The organism is Priestia megaterium, assembly GCF_041941685.1.
Taxonomy (GTDB): domain Bacteria; phylum Bacillota; class Bacilli; order Bacillales; family Bacillaceae_H; genus Priestia; species Priestia megaterium_C.
Genome location: NZ_CP130958.1, coordinates 2,486,372 through 2,512,458, shown reverse-complemented (window position 1 = coordinate 2,512,458; position 26,087 = coordinate 2,486,372). Strand labels below are relative to the sequence as shown.

The window sequence follows — 26,087 nt, the reverse complement described above, 5'->3', positions numbered from 1 at the left end:
TTCCTCCTTGAAAACATCTTTTACTACTGATTTACCTGTTTTCAAATAACATAAACATTTAATAAATATAGTCCCTATACAAGTCGGACTGAGTGACCTTTTTATAAGCGAGTCCGTGTTTTTTAGCAAGGGCTTTTACTTCATCTACACAGCTTTGAGCGCTTCTTGGGGATACGTAAATTTCATTGATAAGCTGATGCAAATTACATGTAAGGAGGTTGCCATGCTCGTGAGAAAACTCATACGATCTTTTTTCAAGGATATCCATTCGTTTTTGCCATTGATTTGGGGAAATACCTTGAATTTCGAATAGCTTTTGCAGCTTCCAAGCGTGTATACGACTTGCTACAATAACAAGCCTCAATTCATTTTCATGCTGATAGGATTTGCGCTTGTAAAATAACGTGTCATATACAGAGTGACTGATCATTTCTTTTTGGAAGTCTATGTACTGCACTTTGCCAGAGAAGATTTTATAGCGCAAATCTTTAATACTGCACAATAAATTTTCATAGGTGGTTTTAATAGCTACGCCATCATTCCCCTTTAAATATAGATCCCACATTCCAGCGGCTTCGTAATCATTGATATGCCAGGATGAAACAGCAGAAAATTCATGGATTTTTCTTATATAGGTTCTAGAGGTACGGTTATGACGTTCGCCTTTTTTTCTTAACTCTTCTATGTTCCACATTGAAGAGCATCCTTCAAGGGGGTCCGAAAATGCATCAGGTTTTGCGAAAAAAAGCGCATTGGTTTCCAGTAAATCTTGAAAATCAGACAGTGGCATAAATCGCCACACCGTCGGATTATTGTGCACCTTATAGCGTTCATCATAATCGTCATAGCTAGATTCGAATCTTTTGGCATATTCGTAAGCTTTATCTCTATAAGCTAAATCCATTGGTTTTCCTCCTCTGAATGCATATTCATACTTGAATTATAGCACTTAATTGTTGTAATTTTCAAAATTATCCACCTGTATTAAGAGAGTTCTGTTATCAGAAAAGAAGACACGCCTCAACATCTGCAGCGTGTCTTCTTATTTAATGAAATGAATGTTTTGCTTAACACTTTCACTTTCTGGCTGATTTAATTCCAATAAATAAATTTTATCCGCTCGAAAATCAGTATTCTTCATTTCTTTTTTCAAGGTACGAATAAAGGCAGCTGAACTTTTTCCGTAGGCTTCAAAATAATGAAACGTGTGTACAACAAATAGAATCGATGCTCCACTGTAATCTTTTTTGCTCTTTTTTTGGATGTTTTCTAGCACTTTTTCTATATACTCTTCTACAGAACCTTCCGTCTGGATACGAGGTAGAGCAAAATTTCCTGAATTCACCCTCTGTGCATCTTCAAATTCCAGTTTCCCATCTTTGTAAGAAGTAATTTCAATTCGTTTTTCAGTACCATCCGGTTGAAGAATTAATCCGTCGTATCCTTGACTTCCAATAATAAGCTTCAATTTTGAATTCCTCGGACAATAGGAAGATTGGCTGAAGCAATAAAGCGGATAAAACTCTTCAAAAAACTTTTTGAAACGCCCTTTTTTAAGTCGAGCTAATTTTATATATTCTCTGTTTTGATGAATCATTTGCTGCGTATGTTCAAAATACTGCTTCATTTCTTCTTGCGTCCTGTACACATCAAGATCTTTAAATAATTCATCCATCTTTTTCACCTTCAATCCCACCCACTAAAAAAGTCTTCTTACTTAGTAGATACATATTCATAAATGTGTGTGACAATTTTCTTTTTTTAAGATATAGCTTTTTTAAAACAAAACGTGCACACTTTTCATTTTTTTGCATATCCTGTTATTCGTGCGTTCAATCATGAGCGTACATTTCAGCCTTTAGTTGTAAAAGATGAACCGCAAAGTTACAGCTGATGGCAGATGATATGCGTCTGATTATTTCATAAACTATAACAAACAGGAAACTTAACAATAATTGAGGTGTTGAAAATGTTTGATAATGATTACGTAGTTAAAACCATTCACGATTTACATGTAAAACATACAGAAAGCAAATTAAAAGTCTTCTTAACTTATTTTTGTCATAAAAGATAACATGTATTTATAGGCAGTAATATATAGTCAATTGTTAGTTGGAGTTTTTTATAGGAAGAAGAGTTTGATACAAATAAAAAGGAATAGTGGGTAATCCGCTATTCCTTTTTACTATACTTGCAATTCCCGAATAAGTTCAGCAAGAATTTTAATGCTTCTATCGATATCTGGTAAAGAAGCATAGGCGTAAGAAAGCCGAAGATAACTGCCGGTTTCTTGTGCATAGATACTTCCGGAATTAAGCAATATTCCTCTTTTTAAAGTACGAGAGTATAAAGATTTCATTGAAATAGAAGGTTGAATATGCACCCATATAAAAAAGCCTCCTTCAGGATTCGTCCATGTCGCTACATCTCCTGCATATGTTTCTAAAGCATTCAGCATAACTTTTCTTCTTGTTCGCAATTCGGTTCGTACCGTTTCCATATGCTGTTGATATAAGCCATGTTCAAACCATTCTGCTGCTACTCTTTGAGACAATGAGCTGGATCCATAATCCGTTTGCATTTTAATATCCGCCAAACGCTCAATGACTGGTTCTGGGCCGACTATCCATCCGATACGTAATCCCGGGCTTAATGTTTTAGAAAGACTGCTAACATATAACACGTGTCCATTTTTATCTAAAGCTTTTAATGGCAACGGAGGCTGTTTATTTAGCCATAATTCGCGGTATAGATCATCTTCAATAATAGGAAGCTGATGTTCCTCACATTCTTTCAACAAATCATAACGCCTTTTTTGAGACATTAATGTTCCCGTTGGGTTATGGAAGCATGGATTTGTATATAAAATAGCTTGCCCTTCTTGAGGGTCAGCGCGTTTTATAGCTGTTACTTTTATTCCTTCCTCATCCATAGAAAGACCTTTGAGTTTCATTCCGGCTGATTGAAATACATGTAAGGAGTATAGATAAGAAGGTTTTTCTAGCAAAACCGAAGAGTTCTTTTGCAGCAGTCCAATTGAAATAAGCTGAAGAGCTTGAAGAGCGCCGGAAACAATTAAAATAGAATCTGGAGAAGATTCAATCCCCATTGCTTTCATATACGCACTTAACTCTTTTCGTAAAGGAAAATACCCCTTTGGTTCTTCGTATCCCAGAACCTCCATGTTTTTTGCTACTTTTTCCATAGCGTATTTCATTTTATCTTTAGGGAATATGTCAGGTGAAAGCTCTCCTTTGCTTAATTGAATAAGGTTTGAGTTAAATTCGGATTCATTAATATCTTGGACCATTGCTTGACTCGGACGATGCATCCCTGATTTCACATGAACATTCCAATCGGGCGGAGTCGTAGCCAAAAGCGTCCATGTATTATTTATAACGATTGTTCCCTTTCCCATTTTACCTTCAATTAAACCGTCCGCTGTTAATTCCTCTAATGCCGTGATGACCGTACTTCGGTTAACGTCAAACATAGCAGCAAGCTTTCGCTGACTAGGAATTTTACTTCCAATCGGCCATTCTCCACGCGCAATTTTCTCTTTCATAAAATCAATGATTTGCTTGTATTTTGGATAACTCGAGCTGTTCTCTTGATTCATACATTTACTCCTGTTTTTAAAGTGGTTGGGTTAATTGCTTTTAAACTGGTTGAAGACATTTTATCAAATGTTTATTAACATGGGAACCACAATAGATACTGGTTGGATTCAAAATGAAAAATGGAGATGAATAGCATGAAATTAACGTTTAGTTTGGTGTTCTTACATATACTGATGATTAGCTTATGGGCTTCAGCATTTCCAGTTATTCAAATAGGGCTGGAATCGTTTTCTCCTCAGCACCTCGCTTTTGTTCGGTTAAGTATTGCTTCTGTAGTGCTGTTAGTTATTGCAATAGCCACACGCATGCGCATGCCTGATATAAAAGATATTCCACTTCTTTTAGCGCTCGGTTTTTTAGGTTTTACCGTATATCACACGGCATTAAACATTGGAGAAAAAACGGTGAGTGCGGGTATTGCAAGTTTACTGGTCTCGACTACTCCTATTTTTTCTTCGCTTTTAGCTATTTTTCTTTTTCAGGAGGAGTTCGGAAAAAGAAAATGGATTGGATCTGCAGTAAGCTTTGCGGGTATTGCACTTTTAACCTTCAGCAAAGAGAATTTTGTACACTCAGTTAATGGAATCTTACTGATTCTGCTAGCTGCCCTTGCAGAAAGCATCTATATAGTACGTCAAAAAAATTTATTAAAAAAGTATGGTTTCCTTTCTTTTGTGACGTACAGTATTTGGGGAGCTACAATTTCTATGCTTGTTTTTTTACCTGGGTTAGAAACAGAACTTGCACATATCTCTGTCAGATCAGCGATAAGCGTGATATATTTAGGATTATTTCCAACCGTTATTCCCTATATGGTACTCGCTTATCTAACATCGCGTATAGGTTCTGCTGAGGCTGCCATTTCTCTTTACTTAACTCCTGCGCTGTCCTTTTTCTTAGCGTGGCTGCTTTTAAAAGATATCCCGAGTGCAGCTTCCATTGTTGGAAGTATCATTACGTTATGCGGCGTGTTGCTTACACATAGTAAAAGAAAAGTAGTGATAAAAGAGACAAAGTTCACAATGCAAAGGTAATGTGTATGCTTTAAGGAATTCTCTTAGATGATATGTTTTTTATTTATATATTTTATTTAGAACATACTTTAATTTCTTCTTTTTGCAATTTAATTAATAATTAATAAAAAAGCGCCTTTCTTTAAATCTTAAACCAAGATTAAAGAAAGGCGCTTTTTTATGTAGTTTCTAATTCTGCTTTTATTTTTCCAGCCACTGCGTGAGTCAGCTGCTGAAGATCGTAAATCTCTTCTCCTGAAAGTACTACATGTCCGTTTAAAACGTGGTTATGTTTATATGCTCGATACGTCACTTCGATACTTTTTATCGCACGCTCTACTGCATCATTCACCATAATACTTTCATAGTGATAGGATAGTGTTTCAATTCGAATCTGCGTATTTTTCATATTCATTCACCCTCCATGAGCCGTTGACTAAAAATATGACTGTTAGAGGTGAACTATACATAGAAACTTTTTTGTTACCATCTACTTTGTTATTTAGAACATATTTTAATTAATTAATTGATCTCTGCTATTCTTTTTTTACAAAATAACAAAATAAACCCCCGCTCTTCGGAGCGGGAGTTTATTGCTTGTAGTACCAGCCTTTTTTATCTAAAAACTGCTTAACTTTTACAAAATCCAGTCCTGCTGCGGTAAGTTCAGCGGACGGATTACCTATTGTATGTACGTTTAATTCACTGTCAATTCCTTCATTTTTTAAGAAAGCACGAAACTCTGTTTCCATGTCTTTACTTAATCCGCCTGTTTTAATTGTAATTGGGATAGGTTCTACGTCTTTCATTTGCACAAATCCGCCTGGAACAGCCCATGCTGCATTCGTATACCCATATACGCTAAATACCGTGCCTTTTTTTATAGTTCTGAAATTCTCTGTTACATTCGCATATTTGTAGACTCCGATATCCTTCTTCGCTTTTACTTGAAAAGAATATTTATCTCCGAGTGAAGTAACCTTTGGTAATGATTCTTCTATAGGATTACTTACACCCTTAAGTAATTCCATCATTTTAGCTAATGTTTTCTCATCAGCTTTTCCAGTTGACGTTAATCCATACTTTTCTTGAAGAGCTTTAACAGCTGCAACAGTTTCGCTGCCATATTGACCATCGGTTCCTTGCTGGGAAAGCTTAAATCCTAATTTAATTAAGTTTTGCTGCAGTTCTTTTACAGCTAGTCCGCTATCACCTGGTTGTAATTGTGCTGATGGCTTATTATTTTCCACCACCGTCACGCCTGTATTAATACTATTAAAGAAATCCAGATCCATTTCATTGATATCAACATTGCCTTTAATCCCGTTTACTTTTCCTTGATCTGTATATTGAAACATAGACCATCTATCCCAAATCGCCGTATCACCTGGGTTAGCAAATCCCTTAGAACGGTTGCTTCCACTGTAACGAGCTATCCATAGCGGATATCTTGCCACAGCGCTTGTGAAATTGGATTTAATAAAACTATACCCCGTGTAAAGAATAGGCGTAATGCTTGTTTTCCTTTCAATGTACTCCATCCATCTAACTGCAAAGGCTGTGACCTGCGCTTTTGTTTTCCCTTTGTTTTCTTCCAAATCTAAGCAATGAGGCAAATCAACCTTCATGCTGCCTAATTTATTTAAAAAGAAATTAACTTCTGCAATGGGATCATTATCAGCATGAGCAAAGTGATAAAAGCCTACACGTAGACCTGCATTTTTTGCACCTATATAATTATCATATGATTTTTTATCTAAGAAGGTTGTACCTTCTGTTAATTTAATATACGCGCCTTTTACACCATCCGACGCCACTTTTGCCCAATCAATTGTTCCGTTGTGATGAGAAACATCAATGATCTTAATATTTTGTTTATTACGGTTTTGCATTGCTATCACTCCTTCATACAAACTATGAATAAAAAAGGAAATGGCAACTGATACAGGCCTATTAAATAGATATTAGGCTTTATAAAAAAACTACAATAAGAAGGGATTTTGGTAGCCTTTCCTTATTATAAGAAATGAATTTGTGCAATTTTATAAAGTGAGGAAAGCCATATTCGTTTATACTAATAATATGAAGATATACTGAATAAAAAGTGGAGGAATATGATGTCTTTAATAAAAGAAGCACGTAGATATGCAGAACACGCTCATAGCGGCCAAATGCGCAAGCTGTCCGATATACCTTATATTGTTCACCCTATTAACGTAGGTAATATTTTAGAAAAAGCGGGTTTTAGTGAAGAAGTAATTGCAGCAGCTTATCTGCATGATGCTGTAGAAGATACAAGTGTAACACTCGAAGAAATTATACAAAGATTTGGTTTAGAGGTAGCTGGTATTGTTGAAGCTCATACAGAAGACAAATCAAAAAGCTGGGAAGAACGTAAACAGCATACAATTCAAATCGTGAAAACTGGTTCTCTTGAAGTGAAATCTTTAATTGTAGCAGATAAATTAGACAATTTACGGTCTTTAAAAGAAAGCTACGATCAGCAAGGAGATACGATTTGGAATAGCTTTAAAAGAGGATTCGAAAAACAGAAATGGTACTACGAATCCATCAGCAAATACGCTGCAAAAGGATTGGAACCAAGCCAAATTCCAAGTTTTTTTATACGTACAAACAAGAAGTAAATGATTTTTTTAGAAGTTAATATTCATATGAAGAAATTAGAAAACACTGAAAATAACTATTGCGAACGCGCGCCATACGTATTAGAATATAGTAGAGTCAACACGCAATAAAGGCTCTACATAATCGGGACTGTAGTTCAGTGGGAGAATACTTGTCTGGCAGACAAGGGGTCGTGGGTTCGAATCCCATCAGTTCCATAAAACCAGTCGTATCAAGAGTTTAAAACACTTTAAAACTCTGCAGGATGGAATGGTTGCAATACTATTTCATCTGACCTCTTCATGATTTCCATGAAGAGGTTTTTTATTTTCTTTTTACGATTGATCCTCATGATTTTTATGATTATTCTTTTCACTGCTCCTACTGACAATTTCTCTAAGTTCGCCCTCGTCGCCTTTTGCATTGATGATTTCAAAAAGCTGATTCAGCCCTTCACTTGTTTCATCATTTGGTTCTTTGCCCATTCTATCCCCTCCTTTTGCTTCTAGGATGCCCATTTTTTTCGCATTGTTTCATGTAAAAAGCAATTCATCAATATTAATCGGCCGTAAAAGTATACCTTTACGAACCTTGTACGATTAATGGTTATACAGATATAATCAATCAATTCTTTAAATTTTGCAGCGTTTTATAGGGCTTCTAATACTCATCTATAATGAAATGATCATCACAAACTTCGTTAAAATCGTTCTCTTCGTGGAGATCTACTTCTTTATCTTTAGATATCTCGGTTTCTGGTGTAAATAGTTTAAAAAGCTTGTTTAGCATTGTTCCACCTCATATCTTTCATTAATACATTCAGTATGATTAATTTATATGAAGCCAGTATGAATTGAAACTTAAGATAACGTAAAAAGATAGACCCGGTACTGAGCCTATCTTTTCCTATCGCTTTTACAAAATGAAATTTCCCCTTGGCCTTTTCCTTACTAGTGCCCTCGTCGACTACTGGTGTATAAACGGATTGTTTTGTGACTTTATATTCCGATGCTTTTTTAATACTTCTACTATCACTTCTTAAAGTAGTAATCACCTATTCTTTTGTAGTCATAAAATGAAGAATCCTTACCTTTTTTTCACAATATTCAACAATTTTATAACAGGTTGTGAGGATATCATGTCTAGACAGTTCTATTTCATCAAATACAAACTTTGAAAGCTGCTTCTGCAGAACCTCCAGCTTTTTGCTGTCTTCTTCATCGATCCATGGTCCTTCCGTAATACACACATCTGCTAGTTTGTTAATAGATTGAGCCGTCCAGTTTAAGCCGGCTGAAGAAACGGTTTTTGTAAGTAAATCATTTTTTATAGCTAGAATAACTTGACACACATGGGTATAGGCATCAACTTTCTTTTGGATAAATGCTTTGCGAAGCTCTTGTTTGTATTGCTCTTTCGACATCACTATAGCTACGACAGACGTAATGAATGTTCCTGCCAGCGCGATGAGCGACCCTATCAAAATTCCTATCAGTTCTCCTGACAAAACGTTCACCTCTTTAAAGGTATTTCTATATGCTATGAGAATAAAGGAAATGATATGAGGTAAACACCATGTAAAAACAGCCCTAACTTAGAAAAGTTAGGGCTGAAACACTAAAATATGATGGGAACCAAATTAGATAATACGACTTGTAATAATTCCTTCAATTTGACCAATTTTTTCTTCTAGCTCAGGCACAATCTCATCACTTACTTGATTGTCAATATCGATCATTGTATACGCATATTCACCGCGGCTTCTGTTCACCATATCTGCGATGTTTAAATTGTAGTTTGAGAATACTTGTGTAAGTTGTCCTACCATATTCGGCACGTTGTGATGGAAAGCAGCTACGCGTTTTTTCCCAGTGTAAGGAAGAGATGCATTCGGGAAGTTCACTGAGTTTTTAACGTTTCCTGTTTCTAAGAAATTTTTCACTTGACGTGCTGCCATTACCGCACAGTTTTCTTCTGATTCTTGAGTTGATGCCCCTAAATGAGGAATTGGCACAACATTTTTCATGTTCAAGACATTTTGATTTGGGAAATCTGTAATGTATCGGCCAACTTTTCCACTTTCAAGAGCAGCTTTCATATCTTCTTCGTTTACAAGCTCACCGCGTGAGAAGTTCAAGATATGAACATCTGGTTTCATGATACTAAACGTTTCTTTATTGAAAACCCCTTTTGTATCGTCCGTTAATGGAACGTGAACCGTAATATAGTCAGATGCTGCAAATAGTTCTTCTAGAGACATTGCACGCTGTACGTTGCGAGACAAATTCCAAGCTGTATTAACAGAAATGAATGGATCAAAACCAATTACGTCCATATCTAAATCAAGCGCATCGTTTGCTACAAGAGCACCAATTGCACCTAAACCAATAACGCCTAATGTTTTACCTTTGATTTCTTTTCCAACAAACTGTTTTTTACCTGCTTCAACTAACTTAGGAATTTGATCACCTTGGCCGTCTAATCCTTTTGTCCATTCAACTCCAGCAAATAAGTTACGAGAAGAAGCCATAATTGTAGTTAAAACCATTTCTTTTACTGCGTTTGCATTAGCCCCTGGCGTATTAAATACAACGATACCTTGCTCCGTGCAAGCGTCCACCGGTATATTATTAACCCCCGCTCCAGCTCGTGCAATAGCTTTTAAATTTTGGTCAAATGCCATGCTGTGCATGTTAAAGCTACGCACGACAATCGCATCTGGGTTTTCGCTGTCGTTGTCAATTTGATAACCTTCTTGATTAAAAACATTTAGACCTTTTTGTGCAATGTTGTTTAATGTTTTGATTGTTTGTACTTTTTCTAATGTTAATGTGCTCATTTTGTACTCTCCTCTGATTATCATCGTAGTTTTACATGTTTTTTACCCTTGAATAAAGGAACTTCAATTTTAATTTTTTTAAAAGTCTGGTTTTTCAGCCTACATGTCTGGTAACTTCCATATCCTCTCCCCTTAAACAGAAAGAGGTAAGAGATATGTATTAATCCCTTACCTCTGCCCAGGCGAACGGCTACGTCACTATATGCTTCCTCACGGTTATCCGCGTTTCGCCAGTCACATATAGTCTTTGAAATTAAGTATATTCTAGCAAACTCTTTCAGAACGTTCAACCTTTTTTTAAAAGTTTGCTTTTTTCAGTCTAATTTTCAATCTCTTTAGTTAATCTCCTAATATGTTGACAAATATCCTAATACATGTTAAATAAGAAGAGTGATTAGCACTCTATCCACTCAAGTGCTAATTATTTTATAACCCCTATTTGGAAAGGAGAACTTCTTATGTCAAAAAAAGAATTCAAAGCCGAATCAAAGCGATTATTAGAGATGATGATTAATTCCATCTATTCTCAAAAAGAAGTGTTTTTGAGAGAACTTCTGTCAAATTCAAGCGATGCAATCGATAAAATTTATTACAAAGCTTTAACAGACGACTCCTTGCGTTTTAACAAAGAAAGCTATTACATAAAAGTAACACCAGATAAAACTAACCGTACCTTAACCATTACGGATACTGGGATTGGCATGACGCAAGAAGAGCTTGAAAGCAGCTTGGGCACAATTGCGAGAAGCGGTTCTCTTGCGTTTAAAAACGAAAATGAAACAAAGGATGGGCACACAATTATTGGCCAATTCGGCGTTGGGTTTTACGCAGCGTTTATGGTGGCAGATGTCGTAACGGTGATTAGTAAAGCGTTAGGCAGCAATGAAGCCTATAAATGGGAATCTACTGGTGCTGATGGTTATACAATCGAACCTTGCGAAAAAGAAACGATTGGAACTCAAATCATTTTAAAAATTAAAGAAAATACAGAAGATGAAACATATGATGAGTATCTAGAAGAGTATCGTTTAAAAGAGATCATTAAAAAGTATTCAGACTTTATTCGCTACCCGATTAAAATGGGCATAACGGAAAAACGTCCTAAAGAAGGTTCTGATAACGAGCTAGAAGATTATACAGAAGAACAAGTTATCAACAGTATGGTGCCGATCTGGAAGAAAAACAAAAATGAATTGACTTCAGAAGACTATGAGCAGTTTTATTCAGAAAAGCGCTACGGATTTGATAAACCGCTCACTCACCTTCATATTAATGTGGATGGAACGATTCGCTACAATGCCATTTTATTTATTCCAGAAAATAGTCCGTTTGATTACTACTCAAAAGAATTTGAAAAAGGACTTGAACTGTATTCAAACGGCGTCTTAATTATGAATAAATGTGCAGATCTTCTTCCAGATTACTTTAGCTTTGTAAAAGGCATGGTAGATTCTGAAGATTTATCTCTTAATATTTCACGTGAAATTTTGCAGCAAGACCGACAGCTTCAGCTGATTGCCAAAAACATCGGCAAGAAAATCAAAAATGAATTAAAAAGCTTGCTTAAAAACGAACGTGAAAAGTACGAGAAGTTTTATGAATCATTTGGCCGCCAGCTGAAGTACGGCGTTTACAGTGATTTTGGCAGCAACAAAGATGTATTAAAAGACCTGCTTTTATTCTATTCTTCTACAGAGAAAAAGCTCGTAACACTAGATGAGTATGTATCGCGCATGCCTGAGGATCAAAAGTATATCTATTATGCATCAGGCGAATCGTACGACCGAATTGAAAAACTTCCTCAAGCAGAATTGGTTGCAGATAAAGGGTACGAAATTCTATATTTTACAGAAGATATCGATGAATTTGCGATTAAAATGTTAATGACGTACGAAGAAAAAGAATTTAAATCTGTTTCAAGCAGTGACTTAGGGATTGAAGCAGAAGAAGAACAGCTCAATGAGTCTGAGGAAAGAGAAAATAAAGAGCTATTTGACTATATGAAAAAAGCTTTGGCGGGAAAAGTAGGAGATGTGCGTGCGTCTAAACGTTTAAAAACACATCCCGTTTGCTTATCAGCTGATGGTGAAGTAACGATTGAAATGGAGAAAATTTTAAGTGCTATGCCTGACAATCAGCATGTAAAAGCAGAAAAAGTGTTAGAAATTAACGTAAATCATGATGTATTCGCTTCTTTAAAAGATGCATTTGAAAATGATAAAGGGAAATTAGACCTTTATACAAATTTATTATATAACCAAGCTCTTCTAATTGAAGGCTTATCTATTAGTGATCCCGTTGAATTCACAAATGATATTTGTAAAATCATGATATAAAAATCAGGCGCAGAATCATTCTGCGCCTGATTATATGTATGGCATAATAAAATTAGTTATATAGTAAGAAGCGATAAAAATGGGTACGGGCAGTTCTTCTGTTACTCTTATTGAGTGTTTGCCTTCTTTAAAATGAAAAAGGTCTGATTTAAACTCTGCGACTTTTTCTCTTTTTTGATTAAAAATACACGCTTCCTCTACAGCTTCATGACTGCTTAACATGTAGACGTTACTTCCCCATCTAATTTCTTGTGCTCTTTCGTTTTTAATTATTTCTTTACCTAATAGATCTCCCACTGTTTTTCCATTTTCTTTTATCACCCACCGGTGTTTTTTCACGTAATCAATAAACATCGTTCTTCCTTCCCATTGAACTTGTAAATGTACCTTTAAGCCGCAGGAAAAGATAGGAAACCAAGAAATAGAATCTAAAACTGGAAGTCCATCACGAGTTAAAAAATCAATACTTTTCGTCCACATATTTTTATGCATTCTCTTAAGCTGTCCGACATTTTCTCCATTTTCATTTGTAACTGCTACGGTCTTCCCCGCTGATTTAAAATAGGGAAGATAAAAAATATATTCTTGCATATAAGCCTCCAAAGATTCTGCACTTCATATTAATAGCGTGTACATAGTTATGTTTCTATCTTTCATATATTTCGTTTGTTTCTTTTGATTTCTTCCTTTGTTTAAATTGGCTTTGATTTTCTTTTAAATGCTTTAGTAAAGCAACAATCAAGAAACTAACAATCACAAGAAGAAGCCAAGAGCTAATTTTACTTATATGAACCATTGTCCACTGCTGCTGTTGATCTGGATACTGCCATGCTCCGAAAAATGTTGCGATATTTTCAGCGATCCAAATGAAAAAGCCAATCAGTACAAAAGACAATACTAAAGGCATGCGATATGTACGTTTGTTAACCGTAAAATATACAAAAGTTCGATAAAAAATAAGTAAAGTAAAAAGTTTTAAAAACCAGCGGAAGTCGTAAATAAAATGATGCGTGAAAAAATTAAGGTAAATAGCCATACTTAGTATACTGACGATCCACGTAGAAGGCCAATTCGCAAGCTTTAATTCAAGCCTTCTCCACACTTGGCACATGTAGCTGGCTACACTAGCATACATAAATCCGCTGTACAGCGGCACTCCCCAGACTTTAGTAAAAGCTTTTTCCGGATAGCTCCATGAGCCCATATGAACTTTGTAGAGTTCTAGCGCTAGTCCAATTAAATGAAATACTGCGATGACTTTTACTTCATCAAGCGTTTCTCGTTTAAACATCACCATTAAAACTTGAGTTCCTAGACAGACTAACAAAATAAGGTCATATCTAGAAATAAACGGTACTTCAATTATTTTTGTCATAGCCAATGTAAGGAAAATAATAACAGGAAAAACACAAGATTTTGCTTGTTCTAAACCAAAATAGATTAATTGCTTCATTGTAACATCCTATCTTTATAGTATTCCTTAGTATTTTCACAGAAATGATTCCCTGAAAATTATTGCAGATTTTTCAAATTTATTCAATAAGCATCTCCGCTGTTTTTGTAACTAAACTATCATACCCAGCGGAGATTCGTTTTCTCCGTTAACTTTTCAAAAAATCAGTGACTCTCTGTACATAGCACTCTTTATCGTAAGATAAGTACAGATAACTGGTTAACTGTACAGGCTCTCCAAAGAAAAAACGTTCATACAGCGTTTCTCTTGTGCCAAACGGACTCATAGTTAAATCCCACGCTAGTCGAAAAAGCTTAATTCGATCTTCTGCCCCTCTCAATTTAGCTTGCAAATAACGCGTAATATCTTCTTTAACCAATGAGCGCCACGTATTTTCTGTTGGTATTGCCATTAGTCCGCTTGCACCTAAAAGCTGGATAATCTCTGTAAAGGCTGGATAATCTCTGTAAAGGTAGGATATGTTTTTGAAAATATATTTGCGGCAATACGAAGTGTAGTTTCATTCGGACGCATGTATCCCCATGGATCAATCTCCGCTTCTTCTTCTGCTTTCATCACGAGAGCTTTCATCGTTTCTAACGCAATAATAAGCTCCGTTGCTTTTTCTCGTACATGCGGATAGTCCTTAATGTTAATCGTTTCAATTAGAGATTGTACAATCCCTAATACAAACTCTGTTTTGACAATTCTCCTTGAAGTTACTTGATGCAGAGCAAAAGCTGAGAAGGAACTAGAAGAAAGAAATGTATTTGATACGTCTACATTTTCATAGAAAAACACGCGGTTCCACGGTACTAATACATGGTCAAAGACAACAATTGTATCCATTTCTTCAAATCTAGAACTCAATGGATAATCAAACGTCGAATCTTTTCCTGCAAATGATTCTCTACAAATAAATTTAATTCCTTTTGTATTGCTTGGAATCGAAAAAGCAAATCCTTTTTCTTTTCCTTGAATGCCCGCTGAAGACAGTACGAGTAGCTCATCCGTCATTCCACCCTGTGTAGCAAGCAGTTTCGCGCCTTGGATAACGATTCCCTCATTGTTTTTATCAACTACTATTGCTGCTATCGGTTAGTCGTTTTGCTCGTAATAAAATGGGATTCGATTGACTTGAGGATCGATGAATGTATGAGTGAGCGATAAGTCGTGCTCTCTCACATATTCATAATAAGAAATGATGTTTTCAGGAAAGCAATTTTCTGTTCCTCTCAGGAGTTCTGCAGAGGATGTAAAAGCCATCAATACGGTATTCATATAATCTGGACTTCTTCCCATCATACCATGGGTTAATTGCGCCCATTGCTGAGTCATCTCTCGTCTTTTTTTTAACTCTTCTTTTGTTTTAGGCTGTAAATAAGATGTACCAAAAAAATCCTCAGAATCCGGAGATTGGTATGTCATGATATCTTTAATTTTTTTATCATGCTGAAAATCATAAAGTTTAGCTTGACTGTTAATGGCTCCTTTAAAAGCCGGATGTTCTGATATATCGCCTGTTACGAGCTTGCCATCAACCCATACATTTGCTTTTAATTGATTAATTCTCTCTACATATTGCTTCCCATTAATTGCTGACATACTCCCACTCCCAGACTTTCGATAAATATTTTTACCTATTGCATTTTTATCATATTACGATGTCTTTTCCATGTTTCCTTCATACATCACAGCTTTGAGCATAAAAAAAGAAGGTTACAGTAACCTTCTTTTGTTATGAGTTATTTATATTGAATATCATTTCTTAGGGATTCAACTTTACTTAATGCTTGGTCAATATCAGGCTCTTCAACATTAAAGTGAGCAAGTGCATCGTGAAGATGCTTAGCAATTGCATTAAAATGTTCGGGTTGAATATTCATATTTGCATGTGCTTTGGCCATCGACTTTCCTGAATATTGATTCGGGCCACCTAAGGCAAAACTTATAAACTTGGCTTGATGCCGACGCTGTTTATCCATGTCCGTATGCTCGAAAAAGTGACTGACCGTTTCGTCTTTTAATACGAGTTCAGAATAAAAATAATCAACTACTTTTTCAATAGCTTCTTGTCCGCCCACTTTTTCATACAATGTTTGTTCCAAAACAATTCCTCCTTTTGTACCTTTCCCCATTATTACCCAATAAAAGTGTTCATATTCTTTAAAAGGCTTCTCTATGGAAATTCGTTGTCCACATATTTTATTCCTCTTCCTCATAAAGAATAAAATGTAAAGAAGTGAACACAATGTAAAGGAATTGTAGAAGCTGCTTGTAACATCTCTCGTTACTGGGCTTTAGGAATCATTACATTTTTACAAGCGCTTATCTAATATACGTAAGTATAAGCCGGCACGCCTTTTACTCCTACTCGGCATGAAAAAAGAGAGCCGGCAGCTTCTTCGTATTTTTCTTCTTCCTTAGCTGTGGTGATAAATAAGGTTTGTAAATCGTCTCCTCCAAATGTACAGCAGGTTACATTGGAAACAGGAAGATGAATAGATTCTATAATTTCTCCTTTATCTGGATCTACACAAATAACTTTCGAACCTCCCCAAAGCGCTACCCATAATCGGTCGTGTTCATCAATTGTCATTCCATCAGGAAACCCGTCCATATCTGAAAGGTCAATCACCACTTTTTCATCTTCGAGCCTGGTTGTTTCTTTCGAAAATGAATAAGACATAATTTTATTTTTCGGTGAATCAACCAGAAAGAATTTGTCTCCTGTTCGATTCCAAGCTAGCCCGTTTGACACGCTTAATCCTTCTTTAGCGCTCTTAATGACACCTTTTTCATCTACTACGTACAGCTGGGCTTTTCCTTCTTCATCTTCTTCACTCATCGTTCCAATCCAAAAGCGATTATATGGATCACATTTCCCATCATTAAAACGCATGGTTTTTTCAAGAGTATCTAAACGGATATACTCTTCATGATTCTTTTTGTTTTTATCAACTAAAAGCAGCTGATTACGGGTGGAGACAATCAATTTTGAATGATTGGTTTTAGAAACACTTGTAACGACTGAAGGAAGAGCAATACCTTCTAAAGTTGTCGTTTTTGGATCGTACGTAAGAAGCTTGTTATCTAAGATGTCTACTAGCACTAATTTTTGATTTTCTTCATCCCATAGGGGTCCTTCAAGCAAACGGCCATCGTACTTTTTTTCAATTTTCGCTTCCATTTTCAAGCTCCTTTTTCGTTTTTATGTACAACCTTTTTTATAATCGCTTTCTCAAAAAAATATTCTTTTAAACAAATAAAAAAAGCTAGGAATATCTTTCCTTTTTCATAAATACCCGTTGTATGACATTCTTTAAACACCAGGTTCTAAGAGAATCTTTTCATAAAAAAAGCAGCACGCTTTGTATAGCGTGCTGCTTTTTTTATTATAAAGTTACGTGTTCTTTTTCAAGCGCTTTAACACGTGCTGCAAACTCTTCTTCTGTTAAACCGTGTTCTTTTACATAGCGGTTACGAGGGCTCACTCGGCATTCATGTGAACAAGCGCGTAAATATTTGTGTTCATTTTCTTCAGAAGCTAAGATTTTCTTATTGCATTCTGGATTTGCACAGTTAACATAGCGTTCACAAGGCTCGCCGGTAAAGTGGTCTTTTCCGACAATCACATGCTCTTTTTGGTTAACTGGTACGCTGATGCGCTCATCAAATACATAGCACTGACCGTCCCATAGTTCACCTTGTACTTCCGGATCTTTTCCGTATGTTACAATACCTCCGTGAAGCTGGCTTACATCTTCGAAACCTTCTTCAAGAAGCCATCCAGAGAATTTTTCACAGCGAATACCGCCTGTGCAGTACGTTAAGATTTTTTTATCCTCAAACTGATCTTTGTTGTCGCGAATCCATTCAGGAAGCTCACGGAAGTTTCGAATATCCGGACGCACAGCTCCTCGGAAATGACCTAAATCGTATTCATAATCGTTTCGTGCATCAATTACGACCGTATTCTCATCTTGCATCGCTTGATGAAATTCTTTTGGGCTTAAGTAATTACCCGTTACACGAAGAGGATTCACATCTTCTTCTAATCGAAGAGTTACTAATTCTTTGCGGTGACGCACGTGCATTTTTTTGAACGCATGTTCATCTGCTTCGTCTATTTTAAATACAATACCTTCAAAACGAGGATCATTTTTCATCGTTTCCATGTATTTATCTGTTTGTTCAACTGTTCCTGATACCGTTCCATTGATCCCTTCAGCCGCAATTAAAATGCGTCCTTTTAATTCAAGCTCTTTACAAAATGCCAAGTGCTGAGCTGTGAACTCTTCAGGATTTTCAATTGGAGTGTACAAATAATATAGTAGTACTTGATATGGTTTTCTTTCAGTCATGTTGCTTCTTCCACCTATCTGTTTATATTTGCAAGATATAATGCATGTAGGTCGGTTATTGTGAACCGAATTGATGGTAACAATTCATTACTTAAAGGTACATTACGACAAAAACAACATCCTTTTTATAAGGATGCTTCTATCTAAAAAGTATTACAGTGAATGATTGTTTCAAAAACATACAGTATTTAAGCCTGTAATAGTATAACATATCAAAGCGTTCACTTCTAGGATTTGTTCTTCAATAAAAATTTTATTGACGCGATACGTTCTACATGAATGTTCCCGCGCATACATGATGAGATATAAATCTTTGAGATTGGGGGCGAAAATGATGCCTTTTTATACATTAAAAGACGGTGCAACTTTGTACTATGAACAACAAGGGGAAGGAACACCTATTATTTTCATTCACGGAGTTTGGATGAGCAGTCGTTTTTTTCATAACCAGCTTTCTTTTTTTCAAAACAGTATCAAACTATTCTTTTGGATTTAAGAGGACATGGAAATTCAAGTCATACTCCATACGGCCATACAATTTCCACTTATGCTCGTGATGTGCATGAGTTTATAACCACTCATCAATTAAAAGACGTCATATTAGTAGGCTGGTCGATGGGTGCTTTTGTTGTGTGGGAATATTTGAAACAATTTGGTCAAGAAAATGTAAAAGGAAATATTATTGTAGATGAAATGGCTTCAGATTTTAAATGGCCCGACTTTCCGATCGGTGCATTTGATTTACCTGCGCTTATTTCGCTCATGCAGGGTATTCAGCTTGATCGAACAAGTACATTAGAAAATTTTATTCCGCTTATGTTTAAGGATGAATTAACTGAAGAAGATAAACATTGGATTATGAAAGAAGTAACGAAAATGCCTGAGTCGATAGCCAGTGCTATTTTGTTTGATCAATCCATTGTGGACTATCGAGATTCTCTCCCGTTTATTACAATCCCTACCTTACTGTGCTTTGGAAAAGAAGAAAAGCTCATTCCGGTAGCAGCTGGAAGACATATTCAAAAGCTGGTTTCAGGTTCTGCACTTGAAGTTTTTGAGAACAGCTGCCACTGCCCTTTTCTTGAAGAAAGCGACCGATTTAACAAAGTTGTAAGCGACTTTATCGAACATATCTAATTTACAAATTTAAAGAAGCAGCGCTTTAGCTACGCTGCTTCTTTAAATGAAACCTTTTATGCGTTTATGTATTGCTATACTTAGGGTAATAAAATCTCGCGTCCGTCATAGGCAAAGCTTACGTTTTCATCTGAGAGCATCTCAGCGTGCTTTCGAATATCGATATCATGTGATAAATGAGTAAACACCATGTTTCTTGCCTGTAGCTTCGCTTTGATCTCCATTGCCTCTGTCACGTCATATACGGATCTTTTTTCTTTTTGAAGATATTCTTTCCAGAAAGATGTACCAAATATCAGTAAATCTAAGTGGTAAAAGGGCTGCCACTGTTCTTTTGTCACATTAAAAGAATCGGATACATATGCCCAGCGTTCGCCTTGTTTTTGATGAACCACAATGCCGTAGGAATGACCGTTAAATCCGTGATTTACTTTATGAAACGTAATGGTTGTTTCTCCACTATCCCATTTTAACGTTCCTTTAAAGGTAAGCCCTTTTCTTTTTGCGAGATAAGGAAATCTTTCGGTTAACTCGCTGATGACTTCAGGTGCTCCTACGACTTCTGTATTTACATTATTCCAATAGCATAAATCAGCTAAATCTCCTAAACCAGCCACATGGTCATTGTGAGGATGAGTAATAAAAACGGTAGAAGGGATTTTTTATTGATGTTTAAAATCAGGTGATACGTCAATCAAAAACACGTTACCGTCCATTGTAAACTGTGCACTAGGCCTTGTGCGCTGATTTAATTGATCTTTTTGTGTACATACTTTACAGTCACATAATAATCGAGGCACTCCTTGAGCATCGCTCGTCCCGTAAAATAAAAGCTTGTTCATTGCTCTGTTTCCCCCTCTTTTCTTCTAAAGGTCTATCTTTTTATTTCAAGAAATGTCCTATGTTGTTCTGCATCTTTCTTTTATTTGTCCTTCTAGAATAAAATCAGCTTTTATGTAAAACAGCCAGTCTTTTTAACGACTGGCTTTGCTATATTCCCTATAAAAAACGTTTTTATGCTTTTTCTATTGATTTCTTTCTTCATCTCTTTCAACAATATGCTGAAGAATAGATAATTTGTTCGTCCAAAATTGCTCGTAGTAAGAAAGCCAATCTTGTACTTCTTTTAAAGGCTCTGGCTGAAGATAATACACTTTTTCTCTGCCTTTTTTCTGTCCATGGACTAAGTCTGCTTCTGAAAGTATATGAAGATGCTTGACAATAGCGGTACGGCTTATTGAAAAATGAGACGTTATTTCTGATATAGGCAATTCTTTTTTAGAAAGCAGCTCAAGTACTTTTCTTCGAGTAGGATCAGCAATGGCTTGAAAGATATCATGCTTGGCAGCTGATGAAGTCATTTAGTTTTCAACAACCTTTCGAAGTTTTTCATTTACGAGACTAATCCACCCGTAGCTCATTCTATCTCGTACCACTGAACTCTTTTCGTTTGCTTTTTCAAGAAGTGTTTCAGCTTCTTTCCACCCGCTATGAATAAGCGTAAATTCAGTTTGATTACCCATTTCTTTTAAGGTAAACGAAACGACCCATCCATCCGTATCCCAAGAGAAAGAAAGATAGTTTGGTGCATCTATTTCTAATACTTTACACGGAGATGGTCCAAAAGGCGATTGCAAATGAAATTCATATCCTACCTGAGGCTGAAAATCATTAGGCATGAACCATTGTTGGAGCCCTTCTGCGGTTGCTACTTTATCCCAAACTTTTTGAATCGGCGCATTAAAGATTATCGTCTGTTTTACATCTTCTACTACACTTTTATCATTCATCGTTATCTTCATTCTCCTTTTTTAAAAAATAACACCAAAAGGTTGTATAAAAAATAATATAACACCTTTTAATTTCATGTCAATTCCTCTTTTGAAAAATGAAATCCTTCAATACATTTCCGTTCTTTGATAAAGAGATTTGTTATGATGCTGAATGAGTGCATTTTGTTATATTTCAAATATATCTTTTAAACGATGCTTCGTCCGCTTTGTGCCAATGCATAATGAATGCCGTGCTGCAATGTTTGAAAACAATCATATTTTGATAAATCAATATGGGTCTCTGATATAACTAAGCCTAAGTCAGCAGAAATTCCTACTAAAATTGTTTTCGTACCAATCAAGGACGCTGCTGCACCTAATTTTTCAATAAGACTTGCCGTATATTCAGTAAGTTCTTTATCCAATCCGGTTAAATCCAGCACAAGATAATTAGCCTGATGTTTTGGGAGGTTATTTAATGTATTGACAATCAAATCTTCAGTTCGATCCTCGTCGTATTTGCCAATCAAAGGAACGACGACTATGCCTTCCAAAACCGGAATAATAGGAGAAGAAAGCTTTTTAATAAGATCTTTTAACTCTACTGTTTTTTCTGCTACAATGTTTTGCAAATGTTCTATTTTCTGCGCTTCTTTTCTTCTGGCTAATTGATGAATATTTTGAGTGATATCAATGTTGGAAGGGAAGTATTCTACTGCAGTGCATTCATGCCCTTCTATTTGATGTTGAATCACCTTGTACCAAATATTTGTTCCGAATAGTCCTGTAAAAATCCCTGCATAATGGGCCGGAAGAAAATTTCCTCCCTTTGTTTTCTTTTGCGCAACGTTAATTTTATGTTCCCAACTGTCTTTTAATTCAGCAGATAGAGTTTTACTTTCAGGATTTAAATATTTGATAGTAGTTTTTCCCCATCCAGCCGAAGCGTATGTATTTGTAATTAACTCAGCCGCTTCAAAAACCGTTACGCCTTTCATATTTTGAAAGTACTCTCCTACTACTAATCCCTGTCGGAAACCAGTGGTTTCCAGTACTACAGAAGCTGCCTCTTCTCCAGATATTTCTTCGATTGTGTCAAACAATGTTTTCATCGCAGAAGAAATCCAAAAAAGGATCGCATCTTCTCCTTCAAAGCTAAATTGTCCTTTTTCTAAATCCCAAGCAAAACTAAGACCACCTATATCAATCTTCTTTTTTTCACCCATGGCGGAATCTCCTTTTTATAAAGTTCTTACCTTCTTTATAATTTATCTTATGTTGAAGAAGCTGGTAATAAAAATTGTTGCATATTTTCTATTGCTTGTCTAACCATTACCCATGTTTTCAATTAATGAAAAAGAAAGGTGAATGCTATAGAACTTTGAATTCGCCAACCTTTCTTTCTTTTGTATCAAACATACATGATAAAAAGGAAGGAAAGCAAATTGTAATATAACATCACATTACGTTATAATATAATTATATTCAAAAGAAAGTATTTAGGAAAGAGGAGGAAAAAGATGAAGCTAAATACTCATAGCTCTACGCCTTTATATATGCAGTTAAAACAGGCTATTACAGAAGATATTAATAAAGGAGTTTATACTCCGGGTGAAAAACTTCCAATTGAAACGGATTTGTGCGATATATACGGAGTAAGTCGGATTACGGTAAGAAAAGCCGTATTAGATTTAGTAGAAGAAGGCCTTCTGATACGTCAGCAAGGAAAAGGAACCTTTGTTCAATATCCCAAAGCTAAGAGAGAGCTGTTTGCCGTTAATGGGCATACAGAATATATGTCGGAATTAGGGAAAGTACCGCAGACTAAAATTTTGTCTTTTGGTATAAAACCTGTAAAAGCTCATGTGGCAAAGATGTTATCAATCCCTCCAGAAAGTGAAGTCCTTGAACTGCAGCGCATCCTGTATTATGACGACCAGCCTCTTACCTTAGAAATTTCTCATTACTCCTTAGAATTGTTACCACACTTAGATCAGCACGTCCATAATTCAGTTTCAATGTACGATACTATAAAAAATAAGTACAATATTGCTCCGGTTCATAATAAAAAATTATTGAACATGGTATTTGCAAATGTGGATGAAGCAAAACATTTAGAATGTGAAGTCGGAGAGCCGCTGTTTAAAGTGGAAAAAGTGGCGTATGATGCAAAAAAAAGACCGATTCATTCATCTTTTCTACACTACCCTGCGAATCGCGTTACGTTCACTATAGACAGTTCTAATTCTTAATAAAATAGCGCCTTGCTTTAAAAGCAAAGGCGCTATTTTATTCATTTTAAAACTATCGCACAGTCTGCGTTATATTCTTTTCCATATCCAAATGCTCCGTAATTCTGACAGGTTTGTGATGCCACCAATGCTCCATTATGGAGGGCTTTGGCTATGTTTTTTTCTGGTAGATAAGAAGAAAGAAAACCAGCTATAAAAGAATCTCCAGCCCCAAGCGTATCCACTACATTTGTAGGAATTATAGGCTGTTTAAATAATTGATTTTCGACTGATAATAACGCTCCCTCTTCTCCTCTTGTCACGCATACGACACTGGTTCCTAACAAGTGTACTCGCTTTATTAAATTCATACACTCTTCTTCTGGCAGGCTGCTTCCTGAGAAAAATGCATAGCTGATATATGGACATACTTGCTGTAAATATTCCTCATCGTATCTCGTAGAAAAATCAAAGGAAATATCAATGACTTTATGTAACAGTGGAAGGTCAGATTCTAAATGACTAAAAACGCTCGTATGAAGAAGATCGTGCTGACGAATATAGGTTAAATCCGATTCATTCAGCATTAGTTTTAATCTAGATTGAACGCCCCCTTTATTTGATCCTACAAAAATTCGATCACCTTGTTCATCAAGTGTTACAACCGCCATTCCATTCTCTCCTACAGCTCTTCTTACTCTGCTAATATCCATCTTTTCTTGCTGCAGAGTATTTACTACATGCTCTGCCGATTCGTCATTCCCCACGATTCCCATATAGGAAGAGTGATGATTGCTCAATCTATTATAAAATACGGCCACATTTAGTGCGTTGCCGCCTGGATAGATCTTTCCTTGGTCTTTATAGTAATCTACTACATTATCCCCTACTCCAATTAGTTTCATCTGCTTATCCTCCTATTATTTAACACTTCCGTTAGCAATGCCACGGATAAAATATTTTTGCATAAATAAAAACAACATAACAATCGGTGCTGCTGAAATGGTCAGTCCAGCTAGTAATACCCCCAATCTGTTTGCAAAGCGTCTCTAAATTGCATTAATCCTGCTGGGATTGTACGCAAACTGTCGTCGTCGATAAAGATAATGGCAAACATAAATTCATTCCATGTGTAGTAAGCTGTCAAAATTGTCGTTGTTAATAAAATGGGCGTGCTCATTGGAATGAAAATTCGAAATAAAATCCCCAAGCTTGTACATCCATCTAACCGAGCTGCTTCCTCCAGTTCTTTTGGAATCGAAAGAAAATAAGCTCGAATTAACAAGATGGTTAAAGGAATTCGATAAGCAACATAAGGCAGAATCAGTGCCAAGTGTGTATTATAGATTCCAAGTTTTTGAATAATGCTATACAAAGGAATTAAACTTACCTGAGGGGAAAGCATAAGCCCTCCAAGACATATAATAAGGACAAAAGCTTTTCCTTGAAACTCAAAGCGTGATAATCCATAAGCTCCTAACGCACTGACCAGGACCGTCAAAAAACAAGACGCGCCCGTGACGATCACACTGTTTAAAAAGTAAGAAGATATTCCGCTTTTCCACGCTGTCACATAATTTTCAATTAGCCAAGTATGCGGCATAGACCAGCTGTGAGTAAAGATTTCATCCGTGCTTTTAAAAGAACTTATAATCATCCAAAGCAAGGGGTACGCAATGACGATAAAATAGACAATCAATCCGACATATACTATCGTTATACCTGTGTACCTCTTCTTTTTTCTTTCTTTAGTGGCTGTATTGACAACATTAGGTAAGGTGACATTTGTTTTAGGCATCTGCATCAAGCGTCTTCCTTTCCTGTTTTAAATGCTTTCATTTGAACAAGAGAAATCAACAGCGTAATAATTAAAATGACAGTAGCAATTGAGGAAGCGTAGCCCATCATATCTTTCGAAAAGGCTGTTTTGTATAAATACGTACTTAGGACTTCAGATGATGTACCCGGTCCGCCTCCAGTTAAAATATAAGGTTCATTAAATACTGTAAAAGCACCAGTGAGCGTTAAAATAACGGCAACAAATGTCATTTCTTTTGTTTGCGGTACAGTAATATGAAAGAACATTTTAAATTTATTAGCGCCGTCTATCTCAGCTGCTTCATACAATTCAGGCGAGATTTTTTGTATCGCTACAATATACAGCATGGCGATATAGCCGGTAGACTGCCACTGAGATACAGCAATAACTGCATAAATAGCTGTATTACTGTCTCCTAGCCAAGGTTTTGCCAATGCGTCTAATCCGATCATTTTGAGCACTTGATTTAAAAGCCCTACTTCAGGGTTGTAAAAAAAAGTAAACAACAAGGCAATAACGGTCATCGAGACGACTACTGGTAAAAAATAAACCGTTCGAAAAAAAGGAGAAAACTTTCGAATAAGTTTATCTTCTAAAACGGCAGCCACAATTAGACCGCCACCCACTTGAAAAATAATTGAAATAACCGCATAAAGAATATTATTTTTGAGTGCCTGATAAAAGACAGGGTCTTTAAATAAGTGCACATAATTATCTATTCCTACAAAAACTTTGTCTGGTGAAAATGTGCTCCACTCATAAAGACTATCCCAAATATTCTGAAAAATAGGGATGTACACAAGTAGTAAAAAAGCAAAAGCAGGAAGAAGATATAAATAAGGGGTTAGCTTATTGCGTTTTAACATCGCTTTTTCACT

26 protein-coding genes, 1 tRNA gene, 3 pseudogenes and 1 riboswitch are annotated in these 26,087 nt (G+C 36.1%); of the genes and pseudogenes, 6 read left to right on the top strand and 24 right to left on the bottom strand.

The window, feature by feature from the left end; all coding sequences use genetic code 11:
* Positions 1–58 precede the first annotated feature (58 nt).
* The 3 genes from Q5794_RS12960 to Q5794_RS12950 form a co-directional block, all read right to left on the bottom strand.
* A complete protein-coding gene (locus Q5794_RS12960) occupies positions 59–904 on the bottom strand; it encodes a DUF2971 domain-containing protein (protein ID WP_144633831.1) in 846 nt (281 codons plus the stop codon).
* A gap of 138 nt (positions 905–1,042) precedes the next feature.
* Positions 1,043–1,675 carry a hypothetical protein gene (locus tag Q5794_RS12955; protein ID WP_025751857.1) on the bottom strand — a complete coding sequence of 211 codons (633 nt, stop codon included), beginning with the start codon at positions 1,673–1,675 and terminating at the stop codon, positions 1,043–1,045.
* Positions 1,676–2,185: 510 nt separating this feature from the next.
* Positions 2,186–3,619: a PLP-dependent aminotransferase family protein gene (locus tag Q5794_RS12950; RefSeq protein WP_374989175.1), complete on the bottom strand. Its 1,434-nt coding sequence runs from the start codon at positions 3,617–3,619 to the stop codon at positions 2,186–2,188.
* 135 nt (positions 3,620–3,754) lie between these two features.
* Between Q5794_RS12950 and Q5794_RS12945 the strand changes: the two genes are divergently transcribed.
* A complete protein-coding gene (locus Q5794_RS12945) occupies positions 3,755–4,654 on the top strand; it encodes a DMT family transporter (protein WP_374989174.1) in 900 nt (299 codons plus the stop codon).
* A 157-nt stretch (positions 4,655–4,811) separates the two neighbouring features.
* On the opposite strand, the gene Q5794_RS12940 is transcribed toward Q5794_RS12945, so the two are convergent.
* Positions 4,812–5,042, bottom strand: a complete 231-nt coding sequence (locus tag Q5794_RS12940) for a hypothetical protein (protein WP_226897250.1) — start codon at positions 5,040–5,042, stop codon at positions 4,812–4,814.
* A gap of 181 nt (positions 5,043–5,223) precedes the next feature.
* The gene (locus Q5794_RS12935; RefSeq protein ID WP_374989173.1) at positions 5,224–6,525 is read right to left on the bottom strand and encodes a GH25 family lysozyme; all 1,302 of its coding nucleotides are present in this window, start codon (positions 6,523–6,525) and stop codon (positions 5,224–5,226) included.
* Positions 6,526–6,747: 222 nt separating this feature from the next.
* Here Q5794_RS12935 and Q5794_RS12930 point away from each other — a divergent pair, with 222 nt between their 5' ends.
* On the top strand, positions 6,748–7,278 hold the full coding sequence (locus Q5794_RS12930; protein WP_374989172.1) for an HD domain-containing protein: 531 nt from the start codon (positions 6,748–6,750) through the stop codon (positions 7,276–7,278).
* A 126-nt stretch (positions 7,279–7,404) separates the two neighbouring features.
* A tRNA-Ala gene (locus Q5794_RS12925) sits at positions 7,405–7,476 on the top strand.
* 117 nt (positions 7,477–7,593) lie between these two features.
* Here Q5794_RS12925 and Q5794_RS12920 read toward each other — a convergent pair.
* The 3 genes from Q5794_RS12920 to Q5794_RS12910 form a co-directional block, all read right to left on the bottom strand.
* Positions 7,594–7,743, bottom strand: coding sequence for a hypothetical protein (locus Q5794_RS12920; RefSeq protein ID WP_013057122.1), 150 nt, complete (start codon positions 7,741–7,743; stop codon positions 7,594–7,596).
* Between the two features lie 569 nt (positions 7,744–8,312).
* On the bottom strand, positions 8,313–8,774 hold the full coding sequence (locus Q5794_RS12915) for a hypothetical protein (RefSeq protein ID WP_328246222.1): 462 nt from the start codon (positions 8,772–8,774) through the stop codon (positions 8,313–8,315).
* 123 nt (positions 8,775–8,897) lie between these two features.
* Positions 8,898–10,097, bottom strand: coding sequence for a phosphoglycerate dehydrogenase (locus Q5794_RS12910; RefSeq protein ID WP_013057119.1), 1,200 nt, complete (start codon positions 10,095–10,097; stop codon positions 8,898–8,900).
* Positions 10,098–10,266: 169 nt separating this feature from the next.
* Positions 10,267–10,345, bottom strand: a riboswitch (ZMP/ZTP riboswitch).
* Positions 10,346–10,555: 210 nt separating this feature from the next.
* Between Q5794_RS12910 and htpG the strand changes: the two genes are divergently transcribed.
* A complete protein-coding gene (gene htpG, locus Q5794_RS12905; RefSeq protein WP_374989171.1) occupies positions 10,556–12,433 on the top strand; it encodes a molecular chaperone HtpG in 1,878 nt (625 codons plus the stop codon).
* Between the two features lie 30 nt (positions 12,434–12,463).
* Here htpG and Q5794_RS12900 read toward each other — a convergent pair whose 3' ends face one another.
* From Q5794_RS12900 to Q5794_RS12865, 8 genes and pseudogenes are all read right to left on the bottom strand, one after another.
* Positions 12,464–13,024: a hypothetical protein gene (locus Q5794_RS12900; RefSeq protein WP_374989170.1), complete on the bottom strand. Its 561-nt coding sequence runs from the start codon at positions 13,022–13,024 to the stop codon at positions 12,464–12,466.
* 55 nt (positions 13,025–13,079) lie between these two features.
* Complete coding sequence (locus Q5794_RS12895; protein WP_214988017.1) at positions 13,080–13,886, bottom strand: DUF817 domain-containing protein; 807 nt, start codon at positions 13,884–13,886, stop codon at positions 13,080–13,082.
* 148 nt (positions 13,887–14,034) lie between these two features.
* Positions 14,035–14,298 (bottom strand): 4-hydroxyphenylacetate 3-hydroxylase C-terminal domain-containing protein, encoded by a 264-nt coding sequence (locus Q5794_RS12890; protein ID WP_374989169.1) that lies wholly within the window; start codon positions 14,296–14,298, stop codon positions 14,035–14,037.
* Between the two features lie 14 nt (positions 14,299–14,312).
* Entirely contained in the window at positions 14,313–14,735 is a 423-nt protein-coding gene (locus Q5794_RS12885; protein ID WP_374989216.1) for a 4-hydroxyphenylacetate 3-hydroxylase C-terminal domain-containing protein, read from the bottom strand.
* Positions 14,736–14,741: 6 nt separating this feature from the next.
* Positions 14,742–15,491, bottom strand: a pseudogene (locus Q5794_RS12880) (4-hydroxyphenylacetate 3-hydroxylase N-terminal domain-containing protein); the annotation flags it as partial.
* A gap of 140 nt (positions 15,492–15,631) precedes the next feature.
* Positions 15,632–15,994 carry a group 1 truncated hemoglobin gene (locus Q5794_RS12875; protein ID WP_025751868.1) on the bottom strand — a complete coding sequence of 121 codons (363 nt, stop codon included), beginning with the start codon at positions 15,992–15,994 and terminating at the stop codon, positions 15,632–15,634.
* Positions 15,995–16,218: 224 nt separating this feature from the next.
* On the bottom strand, positions 16,219–17,076 hold the full coding sequence (locus tag Q5794_RS12870) for an SMP-30/gluconolactonase/LRE family protein (protein WP_214988015.1): 858 nt from the start codon (positions 17,074–17,076) through the stop codon (positions 16,219–16,221).
* A 205-nt stretch (positions 17,077–17,281) separates the two neighbouring features.
* Entirely contained in the window at positions 17,282–18,250 is a 969-nt protein-coding gene (locus Q5794_RS12865; protein WP_192993206.1) for a rhodanese-related sulfurtransferase, read from the bottom strand.
* A gap of 334 nt (positions 18,251–18,584) precedes the next feature.
* Between Q5794_RS12865 and Q5794_RS12860 the strand changes: the two are divergent.
* Positions 18,585–19,387 (top strand): annotated as a pseudogene (locus Q5794_RS12860) (alpha/beta fold hydrolase).
* Between the two features lie 80 nt (positions 19,388–19,467).
* Here the strand turns inward: Q5794_RS12860 and Q5794_RS12855 are convergent.
* The 5 genes from Q5794_RS12855 to Q5794_RS12835 form a co-directional block, all read right to left on the bottom strand.
* On the bottom strand, positions 19,468–20,028 hold the full coding sequence (locus tag Q5794_RS12855) for an MBL fold metallo-hydrolase (protein ID WP_374989215.1): 561 nt from the start codon (positions 20,026–20,028) through the stop codon (positions 19,468–19,470).
* Positions 20,029–20,049: 21 nt separating this feature from the next.
* A complete protein-coding gene (locus Q5794_RS12850) occupies positions 20,050–20,229 on the bottom strand; it encodes a hypothetical protein (protein ID WP_374989168.1) in 180 nt (59 codons plus the stop codon).
* Between the two features lie 183 nt (positions 20,230–20,412).
* Positions 20,413–20,748, bottom strand: a complete 336-nt coding sequence (locus Q5794_RS12845; protein ID WP_192993200.1) for a helix-turn-helix transcriptional regulator — start codon at positions 20,746–20,748, stop codon at positions 20,413–20,415.
* The gene (locus Q5794_RS12840) at positions 20,749–21,177 is read right to left on the bottom strand and encodes an SRPBCC domain-containing protein (protein ID WP_097823383.1); all 429 of its coding nucleotides are present in this window, start codon (positions 21,175–21,177) and stop codon (positions 20,749–20,751) included.
* A gap of 188 nt (positions 21,178–21,365) precedes the next feature.
* On the bottom strand, positions 21,366–22,385 hold the full coding sequence (locus tag Q5794_RS12835) for an STAS domain-containing protein (protein ID WP_192993198.1): 1,020 nt from the start codon (positions 22,383–22,385) through the stop codon (positions 21,366–21,368).
* Between the two features lie 294 nt (positions 22,386–22,679).
* On the opposite strand from Q5794_RS12835, the gene Q5794_RS12830 reads away from it, so the two are divergent.
* Positions 22,680–23,411 carry a GntR family transcriptional regulator gene (locus tag Q5794_RS12830; protein ID WP_214988011.1) on the top strand — a complete coding sequence of 244 codons (732 nt, stop codon included), beginning with the start codon at positions 22,680–22,682 and terminating at the stop codon, positions 23,409–23,411.
* A gap of 41 nt (positions 23,412–23,452) precedes the next feature.
* Here the strand turns inward: Q5794_RS12830 and Q5794_RS12825 are convergent, their stop codons facing one another.
* From Q5794_RS12825 to Q5794_RS12815, 3 genes and pseudogenes are all read right to left on the bottom strand, one after another.
* On the bottom strand, positions 23,453–24,295 hold the full coding sequence (locus Q5794_RS12825; RefSeq protein ID WP_214988007.1) for a fructoselysine 6-kinase: 843 nt from the start codon (positions 24,293–24,295) through the stop codon (positions 23,453–23,455).
* Positions 24,296–24,310: 15 nt separating this feature from the next.
* Positions 24,311–25,194 (bottom strand): annotated as a pseudogene (locus Q5794_RS12820) (carbohydrate ABC transporter permease).
* Positions 25,194–26,075: a carbohydrate ABC transporter permease gene (locus Q5794_RS12815; RefSeq protein WP_374989167.1), complete on the bottom strand. Its 882-nt coding sequence runs from the start codon at positions 26,073–26,075 to the stop codon at positions 25,194–25,196. The pseudogene Q5794_RS12820 and the gene Q5794_RS12815 overlap by 1 nt, the downstream one beginning before the upstream one ends.
* Between the last annotated feature and the right edge of the window lie 12 nt (positions 26,076–26,087).

Coding starts and splice junctions, on each gene's coding strand:
- Q5794_RS12960 (WP_144633831.1), bottom strand. CDS start 904: ATGGATTTAGCTTATAGAGATAAAGCTTACGAATATGCCAAAAGATTC.
- Q5794_RS12955 (WP_025751857.1), bottom strand. CDS start 1,675: ATGGATGAATTATTTAAAGATCTTGATGTGTACAGGACGCAAGAAGAA.
- Q5794_RS12950 (WP_374989175.1), bottom strand. CDS start 3,619: ATGAATCAAGAGAACAGCTCGAGTTATCCAAAATACAAGCAAATCATT.
- Q5794_RS12945 (WP_374989174.1), top strand. CDS start 3,755: ATGAAATTAACGTTTAGTTTGGTGTTCTTACATATACTGATGATTAGC.
- Q5794_RS12940 (WP_226897250.1), bottom strand. CDS start 5,042: ATGAAAAATACGCAGATTCGAATTGAAACACTATCCTATCACTATGAA.
- Q5794_RS12935 (WP_374989173.1), bottom strand. CDS start 6,525: ATGCAAAACCGTAATAAACAAAATATTAAGATCATTGATGTTTCTCAT.
- Q5794_RS12930 (WP_374989172.1), top strand. CDS start 6,748: ATGATGTCTTTAATAAAAGAAGCACGTAGATATGCAGAACACGCTCAT.
- Q5794_RS12920 (WP_013057122.1), bottom strand. CDS start 7,743: ATGGGCAAAGAACCAAATGATGAAACAAGTGAAGGGCTGAATCAGCTT.
- Q5794_RS12910 (WP_013057119.1), bottom strand. CDS start 10,097: ATGAGCACATTAACATTAGAAAAAGTACAAACAATCAAAACATTAAAC.
- htpG (WP_374989171.1), top strand. CDS start 10,556: ATGTCAAAAAAAGAATTCAAAGCCGAATCAAAGCGATTATTAGAGATG.
- Q5794_RS12900 (WP_374989170.1), bottom strand. CDS start 13,024: ATGCAAGAATATATTTTTTATCTTCCCTATTTTAAATCAGCGGGGAAG.
- Q5794_RS12895 (WP_214988017.1), bottom strand. CDS start 13,886: ATGAAGCAATTAATCTATTTTGGTTTAGAACAAGCAAAATCTTGTGTT.
- Q5794_RS12890 (WP_374989169.1), bottom strand. CDS start 14,298: ATGGCAATACCAACAGAAAATACGTGGCGCTCATTGGTTAAAGAAGAT.
- Q5794_RS12885 (WP_374989216.1), bottom strand. CDS start 14,735: ATGGATACAATTGTTGTCTTTGACCATGTATTAGTACCGTGGAACCGC.
- Q5794_RS12870 (WP_214988015.1), bottom strand. CDS start 17,076: ATGGAAGCGAAAATTGAAAAAAAGTACGATGGCCGTTTGCTTGAAGGA.
- Q5794_RS12865 (WP_192993206.1), bottom strand. CDS start 18,250: ATGACTGAAAGAAAACCATATCAAGTACTACTATATTATTTGTACACT.
- Q5794_RS12850 (WP_374989168.1), bottom strand. CDS start 20,229: ATGAACAAGCTTTTATTTTACGGGACGAGCGATGCTCAAGGAGTGCCT.
- Q5794_RS12845 (WP_192993200.1), bottom strand. CDS start 20,748: ATGACTTCATCAGCTGCCAAGCATGATATCTTTCAAGCCATTGCTGAT.
- Q5794_RS12840 (WP_097823383.1), bottom strand. CDS start 21,177: ATGAATGATAAAAGTGTAGTAGAAGATGTAAAACAGACGATAATCTTT.
- Q5794_RS12835 (WP_192993198.1), bottom strand. CDS start 22,385: ATGGGTGAAAAAAAGAAGATTGATATAGGTGGTCTTAGTTTTGCTTGG.
- Q5794_RS12830 (WP_214988011.1), top strand. CDS start 22,680: ATGAAGCTAAATACTCATAGCTCTACGCCTTTATATATGCAGTTAAAA.
- Q5794_RS12825 (WP_214988007.1), bottom strand. CDS start 24,295: ATGAAACTAATTGGAGTAGGGGATAATGTAGTAGATTACTATAAAGAC.
- Q5794_RS12815 (WP_374989167.1), bottom strand. CDS start 26,075: ATGTTAAAACGCAATAAGCTAACCCCTTATTTATATCTTCTTCCTGCT.